Here is a 21,149-nt window from a genome sequence, read left to right as displayed (position 1 = left end):
TATTAACTAACCTGGCTATCGATTATCAGACTGACTTTCTATTGTCGGACTTGAATCGTGACACTCTGTTTGGTGTCACCTTCACCCAAGAACGTCGACCATCCCAAAGGCATGTCGACCTTGCTGTCCAATACCATGGCAGACACCGCGCCTTCTTCGAGCTGCAGTTCTAGGTCGTACGCCATTTGCTCTCGCAGCACGAATTCCACAACTTTGCAAAGTGGCTGATACTCTTTGCCTGTTGGTAGAAAATCTCTGAACCTTTCTTGGCTCAACCCTTTCAATACCAAGGTGAATTTACCGTTACACTCTGTCACTCGTTCACCGATGACGGTGTTGTCGCCCAAATTCATGTTTGCCATGCCCAACTGCATTTGTTGGTTCAAGCGAATATCCACTTTTCTTTGCACCCACTGGCGAATGTCGACGTCTTCAATATCGAAGCAATGAGCAATGATCCCCGACACCACTTGCGGTGAACGGCTGCGTCCTGCCAGCATTCCGGCGTAAGAGAGCATCTTGCACCAGTTGATCGGCGTTTCGCCGCGCATGTCCGGATCCGCCAACCCAACCAAAGCAAATAATTGAGCCGAAAAGTCGTCGCTCGCGCCTTCTTGAAATCGAATGTAGTAGCGGTACTTCCGCCAAATGCGGTACACCAGCGTGATCATTCGATTGTTAAAGAAGTCGAGAAACGGTCCTCTTAAACCAAATTCGCCCTCTGTTAACACTTGCTCCAGCAAGTACCCGGGCAAAGGAGATTGCGAGCCGGTTAACCCTAAAAAGGTGGTTTCTAACTCCAATCGGTCGTCGTGTTTTTGGTCCAAGCCAGACACGTCTGACGTAGAAAAACCCAAGCTCGGATTCGACTTAAACACGAACTGACATTGCCTTTCCCAGTCTTCATCTTCTGGATCGTGCTCGCTCAATTGCAGCAGCAATTCGACCAATTGATAGAAGTTGAAACTTTTTACATCAATGTTGGTTAGATCGATGTCTGTTACTTCGTTTATGTCTGTCATTTCATCCCGAATTGACTCAACCATTGTCGATCTCATATCAGTGGCTGCATTCCATGCTGATTACCCCAGCTGTACTCTTCGCGACTTTCTGCATTCACCACCACTAATTCATGGAATGAGTTGATGCTGGCGTACAAAGCGAAAAACTGACTCAAAACTGTGCCAAACAAATACAAATCCCCTTCGGATCCGAACGCGTTTGGATTCATGGTGATTTTTGAGAGCAAACCCCGAACAGGCATGCCCTTAATTAGCTTGTCGAGCGGCTCGGATTCGATAGAGACAATGCCTTCCATGCGTTGGCGAGAAATGCGCGCGGCTTGCTGATCCACTAAGGAGCGAAAATCGTAAGCACGAAGCACTGAGCACAACGCTTTCTTATCAAGAAGCGACAAGTAGTTGAGAGATAAATTTGAGATCAATGTCCACAGTAAACTGCCATCCAATACCGGGCGTAAAGTTTGCGTGGGGATCGTAATATTTTCGAAATCAGCAAACGGAGGAGAGGTGTCGGTGCTTACGCATACATCGCCAACGCCCAACTCCGCCGGTAACTGGCGATTGGTACACGTGAGCTCTAACGTAACCGCTTCATCCTGCAAGTAGCCGGTGGTTTCATCACCCCGTACGAACGAGATGAAATGATCGAATCCATCCTTGCGAATGCTGTCTTTTACTCGAACACGGTAGTAAAGAGCGAGACGCTTACGTGCCAATTCAATTTCATGCTGAAAGCTTTCAAACGGGGTGTAAACTCGGCGCTGACCACGGATTCGACCGTCGGAGGTTTCTTGCCAACCTTCTACATGGTCAACACTGAAAATCTCATAGTGCCTTGGGTAGCGGCTGGATGGTGACAAACGATATTCAGGGCGTTTTCCCGTTAAATCAATCGGGTCGGCATCGTGCTTAAACAAGTTAACAATAGGTGTGGCGTACAACGTAAAACTTTCATTGGTCACTTGCGTGCTGCCAGGCAAGGTTTGGGTGAAGTTAAAGCGAATCGTAAATTTGCCTGCTACATGATCCGGAATGTAACGACCGATATGCTTGAGTTCGAAGAAATGAAAGGACTCTGGAAACGCCAAGTATTCTTGAAATATGCGATAACCCTGATAAACATTCTTTGGGTATGGCAGTAAGCCGTCGTTATCAAACCCGACGACATCAAACACATCGGTTGGCACCTTAACGCTGCCACCTTCATATTCAACTTCAATGGAATCGATATAGTGCCCAAGCCACAGATAAAGATTCTGTGCGCTGTAGGTATCGCCACCCAAATAGAAACGCAACGAATCTAGCTCTATCGACTTAACCGAATCGTCTTTATTGATCATCGACATCTCAAGCGAGACTTTACTGGCGTCTTTCGTGTGCACAGCAGAGACGCGATCGCACACTAAAGGGTAAATCTCGACATCTCGACATGTGCGAAATTGGCACGCTGTATCTAACACGGGAATAGAATCCACTGTTGTGGATTTCTTGATGATCTGACGTGTGCTGAAGTTGCCTTTAGGGCTGAACTTTAGGATGCTCATGCTGGGAATTGGACGAAGGTAGTTCGGCCAAAGCATGTTGATGATGGAGTGAGTTAACTCTGGAAATTCATCTTCGACTTTCTCTCTCAGCTTACCGGTTAGAAACGCGAAGCCTTCGAGTAGGCGCTCGACATCTGGATCGGTGTTCCGACCATTCAAAAAGCGAGAAAGTTGAGGATGAATCTCAGTAAATTGTTTCCCTTGGTCTTTTAAAAACGCCAGCTCATCTCTGAAATATTTGTCTTGTGCCACTAGGTTACTACTCGGTATTTTCTATTATTATCAAGGAGTAAATTAATTTTTACTCTTTCATGAACGGCGGAGGTGTCTATGGTTGCTGCCACGCTAAATCGCAAATTAAGCGGTTCCGCTTCGTCTTGAATCACAAGAACGTCGACTTCTTTCAGCCTTGGCTCAAATTCCTCTAAGCATCGCTTTATAGACAGCTTCACTCGAATGGAAAGGTCCAGCATCGCCATGGTGGCATCGTTAAAATCCACTAAGCCCAGATTCGGAGAGCTCAATGACTCTCCGATTCTAGTATTCAGAATGTTAGACACATTCCGTTTAATGGAACGAAGCACCTCAGCGGAATCGGGTCCTTTCGAAAGTGACATGGGTTTAGCGTCAGCCTCTAAACGCTCAAAGAGGCTGACACCATAAACACTTTCTTCTGGGGCGATGTATCCCATTAGGCTTGATCCAAGCGTCCTACCAGAGACAACTCAAAGTTCGCACCCATGTACTTAAAGTGAGGACGAACCGACAGCGACACCTGATACCAGCCTGGCTCGCCTTCAACGTCATGCACTTCGATAGCGGCTGCACGAAGTGGACGACGGCTACGCACGTCTGCTGGCGGGTTCTCTTGGTCGGCAACGTATTGCTTGATCCAACCATTGAGTTCACGCTCAAGATCTTGACGCTCTTTCCAAGCACCAATTTGCTCGCGTTGAAGCACTTTGATGTAGTGCGCAAGGCGGTTGATGATCATCATATAAGGCAGCTGAGTACCCAACTTGTAGTTGGTTTCGGCTTCTTTGCCTTCTTTGGTGTTCGGGAAGATCTTTGGTTTTTGGATAGAGTTTGCAGAGAAGAATGCTGCGTTATCGCTACCTTTACGCATGGTTAGTGCGATAAAGCCTTCTTCAGCCAATTCGAATTCTTTACGGTCGGTGACCAGAACTTCGGTTGGGATCTTAGATTGCAGTGCACCCATTGACTCGTAAACGTGAACAGGCAAGTCTTCAACAGCACCACCACTTTGAGGACCAATGATGTTCGGACACCAGCGGTATTTCGCAAAGCTGTCGGTTAGACGAGTAGCAAAAGCAAACGCTGTGTTACCCCATAGGTAGCTTTCATGTGAGTTGCTCACATTTTCTTCGTAAGAGAAGGACTTAACCGGGTTTTCCGTTGGATCGTAAGGGACACGAAGAAGGAAACGCGGCGCGGTTAAACCTAGGTAACGTGCATCTTCCGACTCACGTAACGAACGCCATTTGGTGTACTTAGGCCCTTCAAAGGTAGACTTAAGATCTTTCAGGTTAGGCAGTTCTTCAAACGAGTCGATGCCAAAGAACTCAGGACCCACACTTGAAATAAATGGCGCGTGCGCCATCGCACCCAACGAACCCATGTATTGAAGTAACTTCATGTCTGGTGTTGATGGCGTGAAGGAATAGTTACCAATGATGACACCTGTTGGCTCACCACCGAACTGACCATAACCAGAAGAGTAAACGTGCTTGTACAAGCCAGATTGCGTCGTTTCTGGTGCGAATTCGAAATCGTCCAAAAGCTCTGCTTTCGTAACGTGCAATAAGTCGATTTTGTTGTTTTCATTAAAATCGGTGCGGTCTACCATTAACTTCAGACCGCGCCATGATGATTCTAGGTTTTGGAAACCGTCATCATGAAGAATTTCATCAACTTGAGCGCCTATTTTTTTATCGAGTTCAACCAACATTTGATCAACCAGCGCTTTGTTTACTGGTTCTTCTGTGCGGTTCGAACCAACGAGGTTCTCGATAAACGCTGCCACACCTTTTTTAGCAATATCGTATGCTTCTTCGTTCGGTGCGATGCGCGTTTGCGCCATGATTTCATCAAGTAAATTACCTTGCTGCTGCTCAATCGTTCTTTCTACAGCGACTTCATTTGTTGTCATCGGAATTATCCTTTCGTTCCTGTTTTTCACGCTGGTTATTCATTTCCCTGATCAGACGTTTCTTTCTCATCAGTTGCCACAAGATCGAGTTCCGCCAACAGCTTCTCTCGTGAGTCATCAGAAGCAAGCAGCTCTTGTAAACGAGAACGGAATGCAGGCACATTACCTAGCGGCCCCTTAAGAGCCAGCAGTGCTTCACGCAATTCGATCAGTTTATTTAGTTCAGGAACTTGCTTAACGATGGAGTCTGGTGAGAAGTCTGCAAGAGACTCAAATGACAATTCGACTGGCAAATCAGCGTCGTCCTCATCCACTAACTTGCTTGAAACCGAGGTAGAAAGCGTTAGCTTGCTTTCCTTCATGACGGATTCGAAATTGTTTTTGTCGATGCTGACGGGTTTGCGTTCCTCTAAAGGGGTTTCTTCACCGTGTCCTTTAAAGTCTCCAACCACCAATGTCTTCAACGGCAATTCCACTTCCGCCTGAGCGTCGCCCGTCGCAGGAATGTATTTGATATTGATTCTTTCTTTCGGGGCAACACTGCCTTCTTTGGACATATTACGGTCTCCTTCGTCTGTCCCAACTGCTGTTAATGTTGAATTTATTACGAGCAAGCGCTTATTTGAGCGAGCCAGATTTTGCACTTAAACTTGGCATATCAGTCTTGTGCTCAAGACTTGGAATTAACCGCTGTTTTTCAGAAATACCACTGCTTCCAAAAAGAAAAATTCCAATAATGAAGCTTTCCAATAACAACGACTTTCAGTTCCAAATCAGGCTAAATAGCAATAAACAAACACCATTTTGCTCTGACAATCAGAGCAAAAATTATTAAATTCTGCTTGTGAGCTTCTAATTAGGGGAGTCAAGTTTGACAGGATGACGTATAAGAAAGGTACAAGAAAGCGCGTACATTTTATGTACGATATATCTGTATACACCATTAAAGCCTAATAGAATAAATTTTTAATTTTTTAGTCTAGAAATCCACTAGCCAAAGTGAAAATGTAATTAAATTCTCATATTTAAGATTATTTTTTATATTTTTAAGAACGACTATCACTTTTTATTCTCTGTTCTTAATTATTCAATTTACGTATTTAACCTACTATATCAGGATAAAGTAAAACCGTTACTGTCATCACAAAAACAAGATGATGAATTTCTCATTTAAAAGACAGCCATAGCCCTAAGTGTATAAAATACAATCATTAATCATCAAACCTAATAGTTAGATTTCAATGCAATAGATAGCTATAAATTTCATTTAATATCAGTGAGTAACGTTCAAGACAATCCGTCTTTGTTTGATATGGAATATTTGATATCCCTTATTCGCCTTTACTATAAAACGTATTAATTTGCCAAAACAAATTGATACTTCATCCATCATTCATATATTCGAGACAGCCTATATTTTATGGGCATGTATAAAATCAAAAATGAGACATTCCCGCAAACAAAGAAACTGATGAGTATATTAATTATTGTATTAACATCACAAAACAAAAATATCGATAAAGAACCATGAAATATATATTGATGTGACTCTGATCCAGGCATTAATTTGCTGTTCGAGCAATAAATTGCCCACAATATAGCAATCTATTGCTTGAAAAATAACTCAAAGACTATAACTGGTTGTTTTTAAATAAATTTATTAATTGGCATGCTGTTTGCTGTATTAGTTTTGTCTATCGACACTAAATCGCGCAAAAAGCGCTTCATAATTTATTGTTATTTATTTGTTGCTATAAAAGGATTTAGCCGCTTGCCTAGGTCAACCTACATATTAAGTTTAGGTTGGGGAGCGACTGGACCAGTAACATTCAACTCTACAAGAGGATTAAATATGCCAACTCCATGTTATATCTCCATTGAAGGTGAAACACAGGGGCTTATTACTGCTGGCGCACTGTCTACCGACTCTATCGGTGATGCGTTTGTTGAAGGTCATGAAGACCAAATGCTGGTTCAAGAATTTAACCACAACGTGACGGTTCCAACGGATCCTCAGTCTGGTCAGCCGTCAGGTCAACGTGTTCACAAACCATTCCAGTTCACTGTGGCGCTGAACAAAGCAGTACCGCTACTGTATAACGCCCTAGCTTCTGGCGAGAAGATGAGCTCAGTTGAACTTAAGTGGTACCGCACTTCAATCGAAGGTAAGCAAGAGAACTTCTTCACCACCGTATTAGAAAGTGCGTCTATCGTAGACATTCACTGTGAGATGCCTCACTGCCAAGATCCGACAAAGTCTGACTTTACTCAGAACGTTACGGTGTCTCTGTCTTACCGTAAGATCAACTGGGACCACGTTAACGCAGGTACATCTGGTTCAGATGATTGGCGTAAACCCGTCGAAGCATAATCAAGCAATCGACCAACACCGTATTCGCACCAATGATTTGCTCCCCATTTTGTTGGTGCTCTCCCCCTACGGATTAGGTTGTTCGCATGATGGCAAAGTCACATTGCGTGGCTTTGCGTTTTTTGAAGAACTTGCGTGAATGCGCAGATTACACGGCAAAACGGAATGAATGCATGGGCACCTTAAATTTCAACCTGGATGTGGAAGGGTTGGCGCCAGAAACGTTGATCGTTAGAGAATACCAAGGTCAGGAGTCACTTTCAGACTATGGCAATTGCCATGGTTTCCGATACCAGATCGAATTAGCAAGCCGCAGAACTGATATCACACCCGATCAGATCGTGGATAAAAGTGCTTGGTTGAGCATCATTCAAAATGGGGAAGTCACGCAAATAGTGCACGGCGTTGTACGTGCTTTTTACAAAGGGGATACCGGCCGTCAACACACTTTTTACTCTTTGACAATCGTCCCTTCGATCGAACGATTATCTCTACGACAAAATAGCCGAATTTTTCAAAACCAAAATGTTCCCGATATATTGTCGGTGTTGTTTCAGGAAATGGGCATCAACGATTATGCTTTTTCCCTAAAACGATCCTGTCAGCCAAGGGAGTTTTGTGTTCAATACCGCGAAACCGATCTTGAATTTATGCACCGTTTGGCGGCAGAAGAAGGTTTGGTGTACCGATTTACGCATGAGGTTGGGAAACACACCATCGTATTTAGTGATGACAGCCAAACCTACGACGCTCTGCCACGTCCAGTTACATATAACGCGTTGGCTGGTGGTCAAATCGATACACCCTATGTTTTCGGATTAACCGAAAGAGTGCGTTCAGATGTCACCAACGTAACGTTTCAAGAATACAGTTTTAAGAAGCCCTCCTATTCGTTTAAACAGGAGCAACTTGGCAAGGAAATGACCTATCAACGGGATGGGTATGAACATTATGATGCACCGACCCGTTACAAAGATGATGAAAGTGGTCAGGCATTTAGCCAATATCGTTTGGACTACCTCCGCCGAGAGTCCCACATAGCAAGCGGGCAAAGCAATCATGCAGGTTTGCAAGCCGGCGTAAAGTTTGCTCTTACTGACCATCTTGACCCGCAATGCAATCGATCGTGGTTGGTAATCAGCGCCAGTCATAAAGGTACTCAGCCTCAAGCGCTAGAAGAAGAAGGCGGGAGCGGAGCAACTACTTACAGCAACCACTTTACAGTTATCCCTGCGCATCGCCAGTGGAGAGCAAAACCGCTCCCTAAACCACAAGTAGATGGTCCGATGATCGCTATGGTTGTTGGTCCTCCCGGCGAAGAGATTTTCTGTGATGAACACGGACGCGTAAAAGTTCATTTCCCATGGGATCGAGAGTCTTCACAAGATGAACACAGTTCATGTTGGGTGCGCGTTTCGCAGGGCTGGGCCGGCGGACAATATGGCATGGTCGCCATTCCACGCATTGGGCATGAGGTGATTGTTTCTTTCTTAAATAGTGACCCTGATCAGCCGATAATTACAGGGCGCACTTATCACGCCACCAACGTGACTCCGTATATCTTGCCCAGCCACAAAACCAGAACGGTATTAAAAACCCAAACGCATTTGGGAGAAGGTTTTAATGAGCTGAGGTTTGAAGATGAAGCGTCTCGCGAACAGATTTATGTACATGCTCAGAAAGACAAAGATGTGGTGATCAACAATATCAGCCGAGAATCTATTGGCCTCGACTTCCATCAAAAAATCGGTCAGCACTTCTTCCAAATGGTGACAGAGAATACACACCGCTTGGTAGGAAAAAACGTCACCGAAGAGTTTGGGCAAGATCACCACTACAAAGTCGGTCGTAACCTAGTTCAACGAGTTATCGGGGCAGTGAACCGGTTTATCTCTGGGGGCATGGTAACCAAAATTGAAGGAGGCAGCGTCACATCGATGTCTGCGTCTGAAGAAAAAGAGATCGGCGCCAATCAACGTATTGCGGTGAACAATGAAAGCTATCTGAATGCCACCAATATCGTGCTGGAAGCCAAACAAGAACTGACCATCAAAGGTCCGGGAGGCTTTGTCAAAATTGATGGCGGTGGGATCACCATTTCAGGAAACGTGGTGAAAATTAATGAAGGTGGTTCACCAGGAAGTGGCACTGCGCCCAAAGCCGTTGAACCACAACCGCCGGCGAAACCACAAGAGCCGGACGATCCGGACAGGAGAACCTAATGCCAGCAGCCGCTCGACTTGGAGACAGCTGTGCAGGACACGGCTGTTTTCCCGCCACACCTATTGTTGCTGGCAGTGGTGATGTGTTTGTCAATGGTAAGCCCGCTGCACGACAAGGTGATACGGTTTTGCTGCACGCATGCCCTTGCCCCAAAATGCCCCATGGTATCCATGGTCGAAGCATTTCGGCAGGCTCTTCTACCGTATCCATCAATGGCAAACCCGCTTCCCGAGTGGGCGATGCGATTGGGTGTGGAGGCTCTGTTGCCGCTGGGTCTGGTGATGTATTCATTGGGGATACCCCCTACTCTTCACCGGCGCACAAATGTGCAGAAGGCGCGGCTGCAAGCAAGTCGCCGTTTTTAAAGATTACGCCTTTGGCGGAGCCATTGGGTAGCGGCTGGGGAAGCTCCATCTTCACCCCAGAGTTCTACAAATCTGCATTGCAGAAAATGGCGGTGCAGGCAGATATCGCGCTGCTCAACAAAGCCTTAGAACTGCAAGAAATGAGCACTTTGGCTCAGTCCATTATTGCGGCAGTCGACAATGGTGCAGACAAACAAAAAATGCTAGACGTGCTCGAAACCAACACCACAAAAGCACAGAGAAGAAAAGCGCGGGAAGAAATTACAGAAATGGGTAAATCTTCTAACCCCGTAGCTGCAGACCGATTTGCTATGGATATGGATGCCGCTGAGAAAGCCATGTTATCTGACCATGTTTACACTGTTGGCAAACCAGATAACAAACTAGACGAACGGCGTTTACAGCTAAGGAAGGACTTTGAAGGCGATTCAGGATGGTCTGAAGCGTCACCTGAACAGTTGTCTTCGTTAGGGTTGTTCCCAGAAGATTTAACCATTCCAGACAGTAACTTTCGCGCGCAAGTATACATGCCCGATCAAAACGTATTTGGCCCCAACGCCAAACCCGTGGTGGTGTTCAGAGGCACAGAAATGACCAAGCTGGATGATTGGAAAAACAATGCAGCGCAAGGCAGAGACAAAGAATCCGCCTATTACCGAAGAGCTGTCGAAATAGGGACGAAGATGGATGATAGCAGGTTACCTTTTGAAGTCGCTGGTCATTCTCTTGGCGGCGGTATGGGTAGCGCTGCTTGTAAGGCAAGTGGAATGCCTTGTGTCACTTTTAACGCCGCTGGATTACATAGCAATACGGTAGCAAGATATGGCGTCCCTAAAGCCAAGCAAGGTCCGGATACATTGATTAAGGGGTATCGAACTGAAGGGGATATGTTGACCTACGTTCAAGAAGAGAACTTTATATTAAAGCACGTTATGCCAGATGCGGTGCGTGACAAAACCCTAGACACAACGTTGCCAAAAACCAAGTCTCTTACCCCCCAAGCGATAGGGGCGGCAACGGCGACGGGCTTAGTTTCACCGATTGCTGCTCCTATCAGTTATGGTGTGGTAAAAGCCAAAGAAAAAGTCGATATGCACGGAATGGATCAAGTGCGCTTAGCCCTAGAAGAGCGTAAAGTGAACGACTTACACACACTAACTAAAGGTGGCACCTAATGAAAAAGTGGGGCTGGCTACTCGCTGCAGGAATACTGTTTTTTTCTGTGGTTGCAAAAGGAGATTTCATGAACATTTTTGGCAGCAAACCTTATGCTGATGCCTTTTTTGAAGGGGACATGCTTACCATTGCCAAAGCGATAAAGAAAAAAGACGGTGAAAAGATCACCATACTTGGGAAAGCGCTTGAAGATATCGATGCCCCAGGAAAACACGGGATGACACTGCTTGGCTTTGCCGTAAATGATGAAAACCCCGTAGCCATTAAATCATTGATGGCATTAGGTGCCGATCCATCTATTGAGTTGCCGGAACTAGGCAGTGTCGCTTACCACGCCATGTGGCGTAAAAGTGACGAGCCCTTAAAGGCTCTCCTTGAAAGTGGTATGAACCCCAATACTGCGAATGAAGGCAGCCTACGAACATTGATTTTCAACACCCCCTTACTTGAGGAAAGTGATGCCATGAAGCTTTTAGTGAAATCCGGTGCTGATGTGAATGCCCGTGATTCGTTAGGAAATACCCCGTTATTACACATTATTTCCGTGGCTTTTGATGAGGCGCTTTACTTGTTAGATAACGGAGCTGACCCACTTGCAATGACCGACAGCGGCATGACCGTTGCCTACAGAGTGCAGCAAGCTCTCAAACGTATGGATCAATCCACCGAAGCTTACCAAAAGATGCTCAAAATCCAGCAGAAACTTGTTGAAAAAGGTGTCAAGTTCCCTGCACTGACACCTTTTGGCGAGCGTATTCGCAATGACATCGTTTTTTGTAAAGAGCCTCATGGTTATATGCCCAAAGCAGAGTGCAAAGTGGAAGGTGTCAACGAGTTTCTGGGCGAACAAACCGAGCAAGAAAAGCGCTTAGATGAAAAGATCCTCAAAGAACGTTTTGGCATCGAGCATCGGTTTTAGAGGCATCACACTCGAAAGGCTTAGATACTCTGAACCCTAGGTGGAAATTAGGTGAAAAAGTGGGGATGGTTATTGATTGCAGTACTGTTTACTTCATTTATTGCAACAACAGGAGGTGTTATGAACATTTTTCGCAGCAAACCTTATGCTGATGCCTTTTTTGAAGGGGACATGCTGAACATTGCCAAGGCGATAAAGAAAAAAGACGGTGAAAAGATCACCAAACTTGGGAAAGCGCTTGAAGATATCGATGCCCCAGGGAAACACGGCATGACCTTGCTTGGTTTTGCCGTAAATGATGAAAACCCAGTAGCCATTAAAGCCTTGATGGCATTAGGTGCCGATCCATCTATTGAGTTACCGGAACTAGGCAGCGTGGCTTACCACGCCATGTGGCGCAAAAGTGACGAACCCTTAAAGGCTCTTCTTGAAAGTGGCATGGACCCCAATCTACGTGATCAGGAAGATACGTTAATTTTCAACACCCCTACGCTTGAGCAAAGTAATGCTATGAAGCTTTTGGTCGAATACGGTGCCGATGTGAATGCCCGAGATACTCTTGGTAACACACCTTTGATACATATTCTTCCAGTGCGGTTTGATGATTCTCTCTACTTGCTCAACCATGGAGCAGATCCATACGCAATGAATAATTTAGGTATTTCTGTTTCCTACAGCGTTCAAGAGCGATTAGAGCATATGGATCCATCCACCGAAGCTTACCAAAAGATGCTCAAAATCCAGCAGAAACTTATTGAAAAAGGGGTCAAGTTCCCTGCACTGACGCCTTTCGGTGAACGTTTTCGCAATAACATTGTATTTTGCCAGGAGCCACACGGTTATATGCCCAAAGCAGAATGCAAAGTGGAAGGCGTGAATGAATACCTAAGGGAACAAACCGAGCAAGAAAAGCGCCTAGATGAAAAGATCCTCAAAGAACGTTTTGGCATCGAGTATAAGTTTAAGGGTGCCGCATGAGTCGGTTGAAACTTTCACTAATCATTACCTTGTTATTACTAGGTTTGGGTTATTCCATTTCCACTCATGCCGCCAGTTTTACCTTTAAAAATGAAGCTTATATTCTGCGCTGGAATGATGGTCAACTGTTTGAGTTAACTCCCGAAGCTCAAAGTGATCTTAAGAACTGGCAAACCATGGTTTCCTTCGTCCTATTCCAGCCCATCAATGATGGAGATTCCCTTGCTGCTATCGCCAACCAGACACTTGCTACCTATAAAACACATGAAGGCATGTTAATGGCAACCGATTCAGTACCAGCCAGTAAAGATCAGCCCGCAGAACACTTCATTGCATACTTGTTCATTAGCCCTGATTCGTTTGAATTTTCAGCGAATCGCTTGGTGCTATCAGAAGGGATAGGCGTTTCCGTGGTTTATTCTAGGCGCTTCTACAACAAAAAAGGGGAAGACGGGCATGTTGTGAGTGATTGGATGGAAAAGCATGGTCCTGAGATAGAGGCATCTTTGATGGCAATCTCGAAAGAAGAGATTAACAAAACTGTCCGGAAGTTGTTAAGCCTAAGCGCCGAGAAGAAGGACAACGTGTGATGCCACAATCTCCCCACAATGAAAAGGGTGCTGAAGTCGAAATGAACGCTGAGGCCCTCTCGCTATTCGAGGTAATGTCGGATACATCGGACACTTTGTATCTGCTGGTCGACAAACAGTTATTTCCAAATTTGGAAGAGTTTTGGGGCGCATTTTCTGGTCGTCATGATGCTCGCTCTATTCCCCTATACCGAGATACGGAATACCACCAGCTTCTTGAGTTTTCACCATTACTCATCGAAATTGAAAATGGCAATCCGGGTGAAACACTTTTCCACTGGCTGCTCGAGCAAGGCGACGCGTTTCTTCGCTTTGGCTTGGTTGGCGTTTATCCGGGTTCACTGCGCGATATCCAGGCACACTGGGTGAAGTGGCTAACCTGTATTTACCCGAATGGGGATCAGGCTATCTTACGTTTCTACGACTTTTCAGTGCTCCAAAAGTTGTGGCGAGTCTTTACTGCACATCAGCAGTCGGCTTTTTGTGGTCAGCACAATGCTTTATATGGCCCACATACTCCAGAAAAAAATCAGGCACTGATCAAAATATCCGATCAAGCTTGGTTAAACGAACAACAGATAGAGTCGCAACAAAATTTCACAAAGCTAATACTCTCTCAAGCTCAATATGATGCCCTATTTTATGAAAAGCGCGTGAATGCGTTAGCTTGCAAGCTGCATGAAGATCTTGCACCGCAATACGGATGGCTGTTGCCCTATGTGAATGTCAAAGCACGCTTCTGGGAAGGGTTGGCTATCGCCGCGGAGAAATACCCCAATGAGTCTAAACTCGCTCATGAAACCTACGCTATGTATCGGTTTTATTTAAGTAGCCATTTTGATGATCACTCCGACTTTCAAATACTACTTCGCCAATACCCGCTACGTGAAGCCATCAAGTTTTTTCATGAGCGGTTCCAACGAGAACCCGACTTGCTTCATGAATATAAACAAGAAGGTTGGTTAGGTATTGAAGGTCGTGCGGAGTTTCTTAATGACTGATTCCCAGTATTTACTCTATGACAGAGTTCCGCTTGCTGAATGGCAAGAGAGTATTCAGGACTCTCAAGTATATGTATTGGCTGAATCTGTGATCAACCCATTGGTCAGGACGTTAGCCGACAAAGCCCTGAAACAGAGCCAAGTTAAAAACGAGGAAAACAGTCTGTATTGGGGAGAGATGGGAAAAGTTCACGCATCAATTTCCCCTTACCTTCTCAAGCTTGAAGATTGGAAAGACTTTGTCGAAACCATCTCTTTTCAACCAAGCTGGGGGATCATTCTCACATTGAATGAAGAGATCGCAAAACATGAGAACCCGCAATTTTACCTCTTAAATCATCTACGTGAATGGACGTTTATTGAACCACCAAAAGAGAATAACGATCAGGGTGCTATGCTTTTGCGCCTATCCGATTGGGATGTATTACAGGTCTTATTCAGCGCCAGTAACGGGGTCGAGCTTACTTCCCTATTTGGTCCAATTAAAACCTTTGCGTATTGGCACAAAGATCAAGAAGAAGTCCAGCAGATTACCTTGAAAGAAAGGCAGAAAGAAAGACTAGCGCACCGCTCACCGCAGCTTATTAGTGAAACCCAGAATTCAGCACTGCGAGCTTTTGCGAACCGTCACCAGCATAAGAAGTACGCTGATCATTTAAAGAAACATCACAGTGAAGTGAAGGACTGGAGTGACGAAGAACTCACCAGTTTTTTACTGCGCAATATCGATACTGCAAATCAACTTAAATTCACGACGGAAAAAGATGTCATCCGATATTTGAGCTTAGCCACCGTCTTCCGTGAAGACTTTGTCGACACCCCTTGGGCAAAGCAACAACTCAAGAAACCTGCGGCGATTGGTACTCATTCTCGCATGGACATGCTGTATCAACGAGCGATAGAAGAATTGGATAAGGAGCCAAAAGGATGAGTCAGGACAGAAAAACACAGCTTATGAGCAGCGCAGAAGCTGCCGAGCAGAATTTCTCGACCGACAATGTGCTTTCTGGCGGTTGTGTTGAGTGTGGCTGTGAGGTGTTCATTCGCTATCACTACGACGACGAAAAGCCGGTTCCTAATGCCCCCTTTATATTGAAGGATAGCAACGGTACCGAGATCGAGGGTAACACGGACGATAAAGGGCTTTGCAAGATCGAAAATATGGGCTGTGGTGGATTTGAGTTATTGCTTGATGAAGGCAGTGATGAATTCAGCCCTGAGGAAGCGATCGCTAATAACCCTTCTCTTCAACATAACCCTATTCATGCCGCTATTGCGGGAGAATACTTCTCGCTTTACAGCATTCTGAGCCGAGAAAAAATCCTAACCTACGACAAAGATGACAGCTCTGATGCCTTCATTGATATTGACGACGAAGGGTGGTTCGGCACTTGGAGTGTGGAAGATAAATACGACCCGGCATACAAACGTTTTTGGGCGTTGAATGAGAAAATAAACAAAGGACCTAAAGATCTTCGCGTTGCCGTTCAGAACATTCATACCAGCCTAGCGGCAGAGGTTGCTGGTCAGTCTCAGGACAACTCTACCATCTTGCTGTTTTGCCAAATAGCACTTGGTTTTGTTCCCGTGGTTGGGCAGGCGATGGATCTGTACGACCTCGGTGATTGGGGTTGGAAAACCTACGAAGGCAACGATCTTGATACTTGGCACTGGGCTTCTGGCGCATTAATTGGTATCGGCTTTGTTCCAGGTTTAGGGGATGCTGTCAAAAAAACCGGTAATGCAGTGATTGATGCGCTGCGTAAATCCGATTCAGCTGCTATTCAACTTGCCATTAAAACCATTCGAAGTTTGTCGAACGGAAACGTGGTTAAGTACCTCTCTAATTTTGGGTCTAAGTTGCAGGAATACGGCAAAAAAGCGGTCGATTTGATCGACAAAATCATCGCAGGTCTTGTTCAAGCTCTCAAAGACGGGGCATCGTGGATCATCAGGCTAATGAAAGACGCCTTTCAAGGCATGATTGATGCCATGAGAAAACTGTCGGAAAAAGTAGCTGACATGGTTTCCTGGCTTACCAATAAAGTGAAGGAGTTCATTGGGAAAGTCGTGACGCGCGTGACAGGTACGGCGAAGAAGAAAGGGTCGGCGAACAAAGCAGAAAACACCAATGCGGGGGCGAACCGAGACGGTAACAACGGACAAGGTAACAGCGATAAAAGCAGTGATGCCAACGACAAACAAAGTTGTAACTCGGATGGACCTTGCGTCGATGATCCAATCAGTACCGCGACAGGTAAGGTCATTGAACAAAGGGACGACTTTGCCCTACCCGGCTTTTTACCCATCACGCACAGCCGTTACTATCACTCGGTTGGGCGTATGGAAGTCGGGTTACTCGGCTCTGCGTGGCGAAGCGTTTGGGACACCTCCCTCACCCTTGAAGAAGGGATTATTACCTTTGTTGACCAAGACTACAGCGTAGGTATTTTCCCAACACCGACAGACGAGAAGCCAACCCAATCTGAGCTCAAGCCTGAGTGGCGACTCTACCGCACCAATGAGGAATTCGTTCTTCAAAACAAAGACCGCCAACGCCTGCACTTTGCTCATGCAGTTGGTAATCAAATCCGCTTAACCAAAATCTCGGACAGCTACGGTAATCAAACCCATTTCTTGTATGAAATGGGTACATTGAAGTGGGTAGTACTGTCGGATCAAAAATTGATTGAGGTACACACTCAAAACCGCCGTATCCAGAAGCTCGATTTATTGGAACGAGACAAACACTTCATCCAAACCTTGGCGACTTACCAATATGACAAGCGTGGTCGATTGCTTTCCGTCAGAGCCAGTGAAGGTCGGAACTTCGACTACCAATACTCTGATGAAGGTTGGCTGACCCGTTGGGATGATCTTTCCAATACTTGGGTAGAACACGACTACGACGAAAAAGGACGCGCCACAAAAACTCGCTGTTCAGGTGGTTATTGGGAAGGGCAACTCCACTACGATGACGACAATAACATCACGTCGCACAAAAGTGCGTTTGGTGGGATCTCCCAGTACTTCAAAGACGATAAAAACCGCATCATTGCGATTGTCGATCCAGAAGGTAACCGAACCGATCAAGAGTGGAATTTTGATAACCTGACAGCAGTCACCGACCCACTAGGTCAGCGCACCGAATACGAATACGACGACTGGGGTAACGTCACTCAGGTCACCGAGCCTAATGGGCAGGTTCATACCTATTCATACGATGAAAACGGACAACTGCTGAGCTACTCAGACCCACTGGCGAGTGCGTGGCATTACGCTTATAACTCGGCAGGCTCTCTGGTGTCGGTACAAGATCCCGATTCCCGTGAGTGGCGACATGAATACAACGCGCTAGGTCAGCGGACACTGACAGCTTTGCCCGATGGTTCAGAAACACGCTATGGCTATAACCCTCAGGGGATGCTGGAACGCGTATCCCCCGACAACAGCGTTGGATTTACCTTTTACTACGACAAACAATGTCGGTTGGTAAAACGCACCAGTGATGAGCAACTTACCCGACGCTGGTACTACAAAGGCAACAGCCTATCTCCTTACCAAGTAGAGTATGAAGACGGGTCGAAAACCCAATTCGAATACGACATTGAAGGCAACATCACCGCCATTACTGATGCCCTTGGCAATGTCTCTCGCTATGACTATGGCGCATTCGATAAATTGGCGTCTGCCACTGACCCACTGGGTGCTACTACCCACTACCATTACAACGTGGAAACCGAATTCGCGGGTGTGACCAACAGTAAGGGACACCAATGGCGATACGAGTTTGATGCCTTAGGGCGAGTGAAAACCGAGCGTCACTACGACGGGCGTAAACACCATTTCGGCTACGATGCCGCCAGTCGAATTGTGTCTCAAACCAAACCCAATGACCATGTGTTGCAATACGACTACAACGAAGGCGGTCAGCTTGCCGAGATACAAACGCTCGACCACGAAGGCAATGCCACCAGTAAAACATGGTTTGAGTACGATGAGGCTTCTCGCCTTCTTAGCGCAGAGAATGGCGACGCTTGGGTTGGGTTTGAATACAACGCTTCCGGACAGGTCATTAAAGAAACGTTGAATGGACAAACCCTGACACACCGCTACGACAGTGCGGGCATTCGCCAATCGTTAGAAGGGGCAAACACACCGTTAGAGTTGCTATGGCAAAAAGGACAACTCCAACAATTGGGCATTGGCAGCCATCAACCTCTGAATTTCAGCCACAACAATGCGGGCTTTGAAACCTTAAGGGACAACCAGAACGGATTCAGGCTACACCATCAGTGGGGAAAAACGGGCTTACTGGAACACCAGCAGCTAGGCTTTTTGAACGAGCAAACCGCCGACCTTACCGCGCAGCCTAGAGACCGATATTTACTGCGTAAGTATCAATACGACGCCCTAGACCGTCTAGTGGGCATTGATGAGTCTTATTTCGGTAAAACCGACCTTCGCTTGAATTCGAATGGACAAATCAGCGAAGTGCGGCAAACCAAATCCTGGAAAGATAAGGCGACTCAGGTTCAGCTTTTCGGCTACGACAGCGAGCTCAACCTCAACCAGCAAAGCACTCTACCGTTAGCCGACAACGTGATTGACCTCGCCCAAAAGCGCGAAGAGAAGAACACGCATCAATACGACCGTGCGGGCAGGGTTGAGAAAAAAGGTCCCTACACCTATCGCTACGATGAATGCGGTCGGGTTATAGAGAAAATCGAGCAGCAGAATGGTTACAGAGCGAAAAGCACCAAATTCATCTGGAATGCCTTTGATCAGTTAATTAAAGTCGAACTACCCAACCAAGAACGTTGGCGTTACCGTTATGATCCTTTTGGAAGGCGTATCGCAAAAGAGTGCGAGCAAAGCCAAACCAAAAAAGCTAACCTGCATTACTTGTGGGACGGCGACAACCTGATTCAGCAGCAGAAAGTGTGTGCGGATGGCACAGCGCTCAGCACCATCGAATGGGTGTATGAACCTGACAGTTTCCGACCTCTGGCGCAAATCAATACGGATAACGTGCTTGGCACCTCGGCGCTCAGCTATGTGGTGACCGATCACGCTGGTACGCCGCGTGAGCTGTGCAGCGAACAAGGCGACATCATCTGGCGGGGGCAGCATGAAATTTGGGGCGGCTATAAACAGCAACACCAGCAAGGCTTATTAAAGAAATACGCCAGCGATGTGGCTAACGACCCGATTGAATGTGACTTGCGTTACCAAGGGCAGATTTACGACCGGGAAACAGGGCTTTACTACAACCGACACCGCTACTACGATACAGACAGTGGGCAGTATTTAAGCTCAGACCCCATCGGTTTTGCTGGTGGTTTAAGACCACAAGCGTACGTGCACAATCCGATGGACTGGGTGGATCCGTTGGGGTTGGCATCTTTATTCGACTTAGGGACTTATAGTGGTTTGAATGGTGGTGCTCATGTAGGTGATGGATTACAGGCTCACGAGTTAATTAGACACGAATTTTTGAAACAGCAGGGCTTGGCTGGAGATTCTCGTTTAGGTGGAAACCCATCAATTGCACTTGATTTAGATCACCATACTAGAGGGCCTAGGAAGGATAGTCGTGGTATAGGTGGTGTCCATTACCATGAAAACATTGTTAGGGGAGAGCATGGATTAGGGAAAAACCAATTTAAATCTACGATTGCGGAAGAGTTAGATATTACAAGTGAGGCTATGCGTAGAGCTGGCGTCCCTGAAGAGTCAGTTTCTCAACTTAGGAAAAACTCTGAAGAGTTTTATGAACAAATTAGTAAATCTTGTAAATAAAAGGATGAACATGAGTGTTGTGCATAAAGTAACCAGTAATGAGTCTTCTGAGTATACTGGTGTTATGTTTGGGGGAGATCTCCCAGATTCGATGGGTAAGTTTCATAATCCAGCAGGAGATGAGTTGTTATTAATCGCATCTATTGATGGTGACAAAATTAATGAAACTCTTTCTAAAGAATTATTCCCTAAAGGGAGGGTATTTTCGATATTATCAACATACTCAGATAATGATTATTTTTTGGATGATATTTCTTTCTTTGGCGGGGAAGATGAACTTAATTATATAAAGAGTGGTTTCACTAAAGTGATAGCTTCTAATAGTGATGAATTTTCGCTATCCAATGGAATTGATGCTGAAGTTAATAGTGTTGACCTTCCTAAAGATGCCTTTCCCGCATTTTCATTTATTTCTGATAATATACCTAATGGTTTGATAGGTTTTGAAAAACTATTGGATGAATACTATTTTGTGGCTCAGTTTTATTCAAATGATATTCCTGTGAAAAATGGTGAAGCTTTCTATTTGTCGGATGCGAATGGATATTTGTTTATTAAAAGAGATATCTCAAATTCATCAGATGCTGGTTTGTTTTTTGTGCAGTCAGCATGATTTATGAACGTAACGGCTTTGTTGCTTAAATAGTATAAAGGGGACAGGCGCTTTTTGAAAAATCTTGATGAATTAAGGGAGAGAAAAAATTAAAGGGACACACACCTTAAGAAAAATCTCAAGTTGCCTCTTGTCGCTTGTACCAAGCGCAACTCATATCGTCGAAATTGAGCTCACTATATGGGATATTTGCCGAAAATTTAGCAAATATCTCTTATCTTTTTGATTTTTAGGGATGCAAAGCCGCCAAAGTGGCTATTGGCTTAAGAGTTTGACGTATGTAAAAATAAGGGGACATGCACTTTTTGAAAAACCTTGAGGTGCCTCTTGTCATTTATCCCAAGCGCTACTCGTATTGATGAAATTGAGTCCAAT

Annotated in this window: 16 protein-coding genes; 11 read left to right on the top strand and 5 right to left on the bottom strand. The window is 45.5% G+C overall.

Annotated features, from left to right (window positions below; translation table 11 throughout):
- Positions 1-38: 38 nt before the first annotated feature.
- From tssG to tssB, 5 genes are read right to left on the bottom strand one after another with little or no spacing between them, the layout of a single operon-like run.
- Positions 39-1,022: a type VI secretion system baseplate subunit TssG gene (tssG, locus tag Q8W40_RS07145; RefSeq protein WP_305396683.1), complete on the bottom strand. Its 984-nt coding sequence runs from the start codon at positions 1,020-1,022 to the stop codon at positions 39-41.
- A gap of 32 nt (positions 1,023-1,054) precedes the next feature.
- Positions 1,055-2,818 carry a type VI secretion system baseplate subunit TssF gene (gene tssF, locus Q8W40_RS07140; protein WP_305396510.1) on the bottom strand — a complete coding sequence of 588 codons (1,764 nt, stop codon included), beginning with the start codon at positions 2,816-2,818 and terminating at the stop codon, positions 1,055-1,057.
- Positions 2,818-3,258 carry a type VI secretion system baseplate subunit TssE gene (gene tssE / locus Q8W40_RS07135; RefSeq protein WP_101110155.1) on the bottom strand — a complete coding sequence of 147 codons (441 nt, stop codon included), beginning with the start codon at positions 3,256-3,258 and terminating at the stop codon, positions 2,818-2,820. The genes tssF and tssE overlap by 1 nt, the downstream gene beginning before the upstream one ends.
- A complete protein-coding gene (gene tssC, locus Q8W40_RS07130; RefSeq protein WP_101110156.1) occupies positions 3,258-4,736 on the bottom strand; it encodes a type VI secretion system contractile sheath large subunit in 1,479 nt (492 codons plus the stop codon). Before tssC ends, tssE begins: the two co-directional genes overlap by 1 nt.
- Before the next feature lie 35 nt (positions 4,737-4,771).
- Positions 4,772-5,293, bottom strand: a complete 522-nt coding sequence (gene tssB, locus Q8W40_RS07125) for a type VI secretion system contractile sheath small subunit (protein WP_101110157.1) — start codon at positions 5,291-5,293, stop codon at positions 4,772-4,774.
- Positions 5,294-6,588: 1,295 nt separating this feature from the next.
- On the opposite strand from tssB, the gene Q8W40_RS07120 reads away from it, so the two are divergent.
- The 11 genes from Q8W40_RS07120 (at position 6,589) to Q8W40_RS07070 (ending at position 20,774) form a co-directional block, all read left to right on the top strand.
- Complete coding sequence (locus Q8W40_RS07120) at positions 6,589-7,107, top strand: Hcp family type VI secretion system effector (RefSeq protein WP_104401603.1); 519 nt, start codon at positions 6,589-6,591, stop codon at positions 7,105-7,107.
- On the top strand, positions 7,079-7,246 hold the full coding sequence (locus tag Q8W40_RS07115) for a hypothetical protein (RefSeq protein WP_305396688.1): 168 nt from the start codon (positions 7,079-7,081) through the stop codon (positions 7,244-7,246). Before Q8W40_RS07120 ends, Q8W40_RS07115 begins: the two co-directional genes overlap by 29 nt.
- Positions 7,247-7,280: 34 nt before the next feature.
- Entirely contained in the window at positions 7,281-9,329 is a 2,049-nt protein-coding gene (locus tag Q8W40_RS07110; RefSeq protein ID WP_305396682.1) for a type VI secretion system Vgr family protein, read from the top strand.
- The gene (locus tag Q8W40_RS07105; RefSeq protein ID WP_305396509.1) at positions 9,329-10,870 is read left to right on the top strand and encodes a PAAR domain-containing protein; all 1,542 of its coding nucleotides are present in this window, start codon (positions 9,329-9,331) and stop codon (positions 10,868-10,870) included. The genes Q8W40_RS07110 and Q8W40_RS07105 overlap by 1 nt, the downstream gene beginning before the upstream one ends.
- Complete coding sequence (locus Q8W40_RS07100) at positions 10,870-11,790, top strand: ankyrin repeat domain-containing protein (protein WP_305396508.1); 921 nt, start codon at positions 10,870-10,872, stop codon at positions 11,788-11,790. The genes Q8W40_RS07105 and Q8W40_RS07100 overlap by 1 nt, the downstream gene beginning before the upstream one ends.
- A 120-nt stretch (positions 11,791-11,910) precedes the next feature.
- Positions 11,911-12,768 (top strand): ankyrin repeat domain-containing protein, encoded by an 858-nt coding sequence (locus tag Q8W40_RS07095; RefSeq protein WP_305396507.1) that lies wholly within the window; start codon positions 11,911-11,913, stop codon positions 12,766-12,768.
- Entirely contained in the window at positions 12,765-13,358 is a 594-nt protein-coding gene (locus tag Q8W40_RS07090) for a hypothetical protein (protein WP_305396506.1), read from the top strand. The genes Q8W40_RS07095 and Q8W40_RS07090 overlap by 4 nt, the downstream gene beginning before the upstream one ends.
- The gene (locus Q8W40_RS07085; protein WP_305396505.1) at positions 13,358-14,359 is read left to right on the top strand and encodes a DUF4123 domain-containing protein; all 1,002 of its coding nucleotides are present in this window, start codon (positions 13,358-13,360) and stop codon (positions 14,357-14,359) included. The genes Q8W40_RS07090 and Q8W40_RS07085 overlap by 1 nt, the downstream gene beginning before the upstream one ends.
- The gene (locus tag Q8W40_RS07080; RefSeq protein WP_305396504.1) at positions 14,352-15,290 is read left to right on the top strand and encodes a DUF4123 domain-containing protein; all 939 of its coding nucleotides are present in this window, start codon (positions 14,352-14,354) and stop codon (positions 15,288-15,290) included. Before Q8W40_RS07085 ends, Q8W40_RS07080 begins: the two co-directional genes overlap by 8 nt.
- A complete protein-coding gene (locus Q8W40_RS07075) occupies positions 15,287-20,161 on the top strand; it encodes an RHS repeat-associated core domain-containing protein (RefSeq protein ID WP_305396503.1) in 4,875 nt (1,624 codons plus the stop codon). Before Q8W40_RS07080 ends, Q8W40_RS07075 begins: the two co-directional genes overlap by 4 nt.
- On the top strand, positions 20,133-20,774 hold the full coding sequence (locus Q8W40_RS07070; protein ID WP_305396502.1) for a DUF1963 domain-containing protein: 642 nt from the start codon (positions 20,133-20,135) through the stop codon (positions 20,772-20,774). Before Q8W40_RS07075 ends, Q8W40_RS07070 begins: the two co-directional genes overlap by 29 nt.
- The last annotated feature ends 375 nt before the right edge of the window (positions 20,775-21,149 follow it).

Source organism: Vibrio penaeicida (genome assembly GCF_030689305.1).
Classification (GTDB): Bacteria; Pseudomonadota; Gammaproteobacteria; order Enterobacterales; family Vibrionaceae; genus Vibrio; species Vibrio penaeicida_B.
Note: the sequence above shows the minus strand (reverse complement) of the source record. Positions and strands in the feature narration are given on the sequence as shown.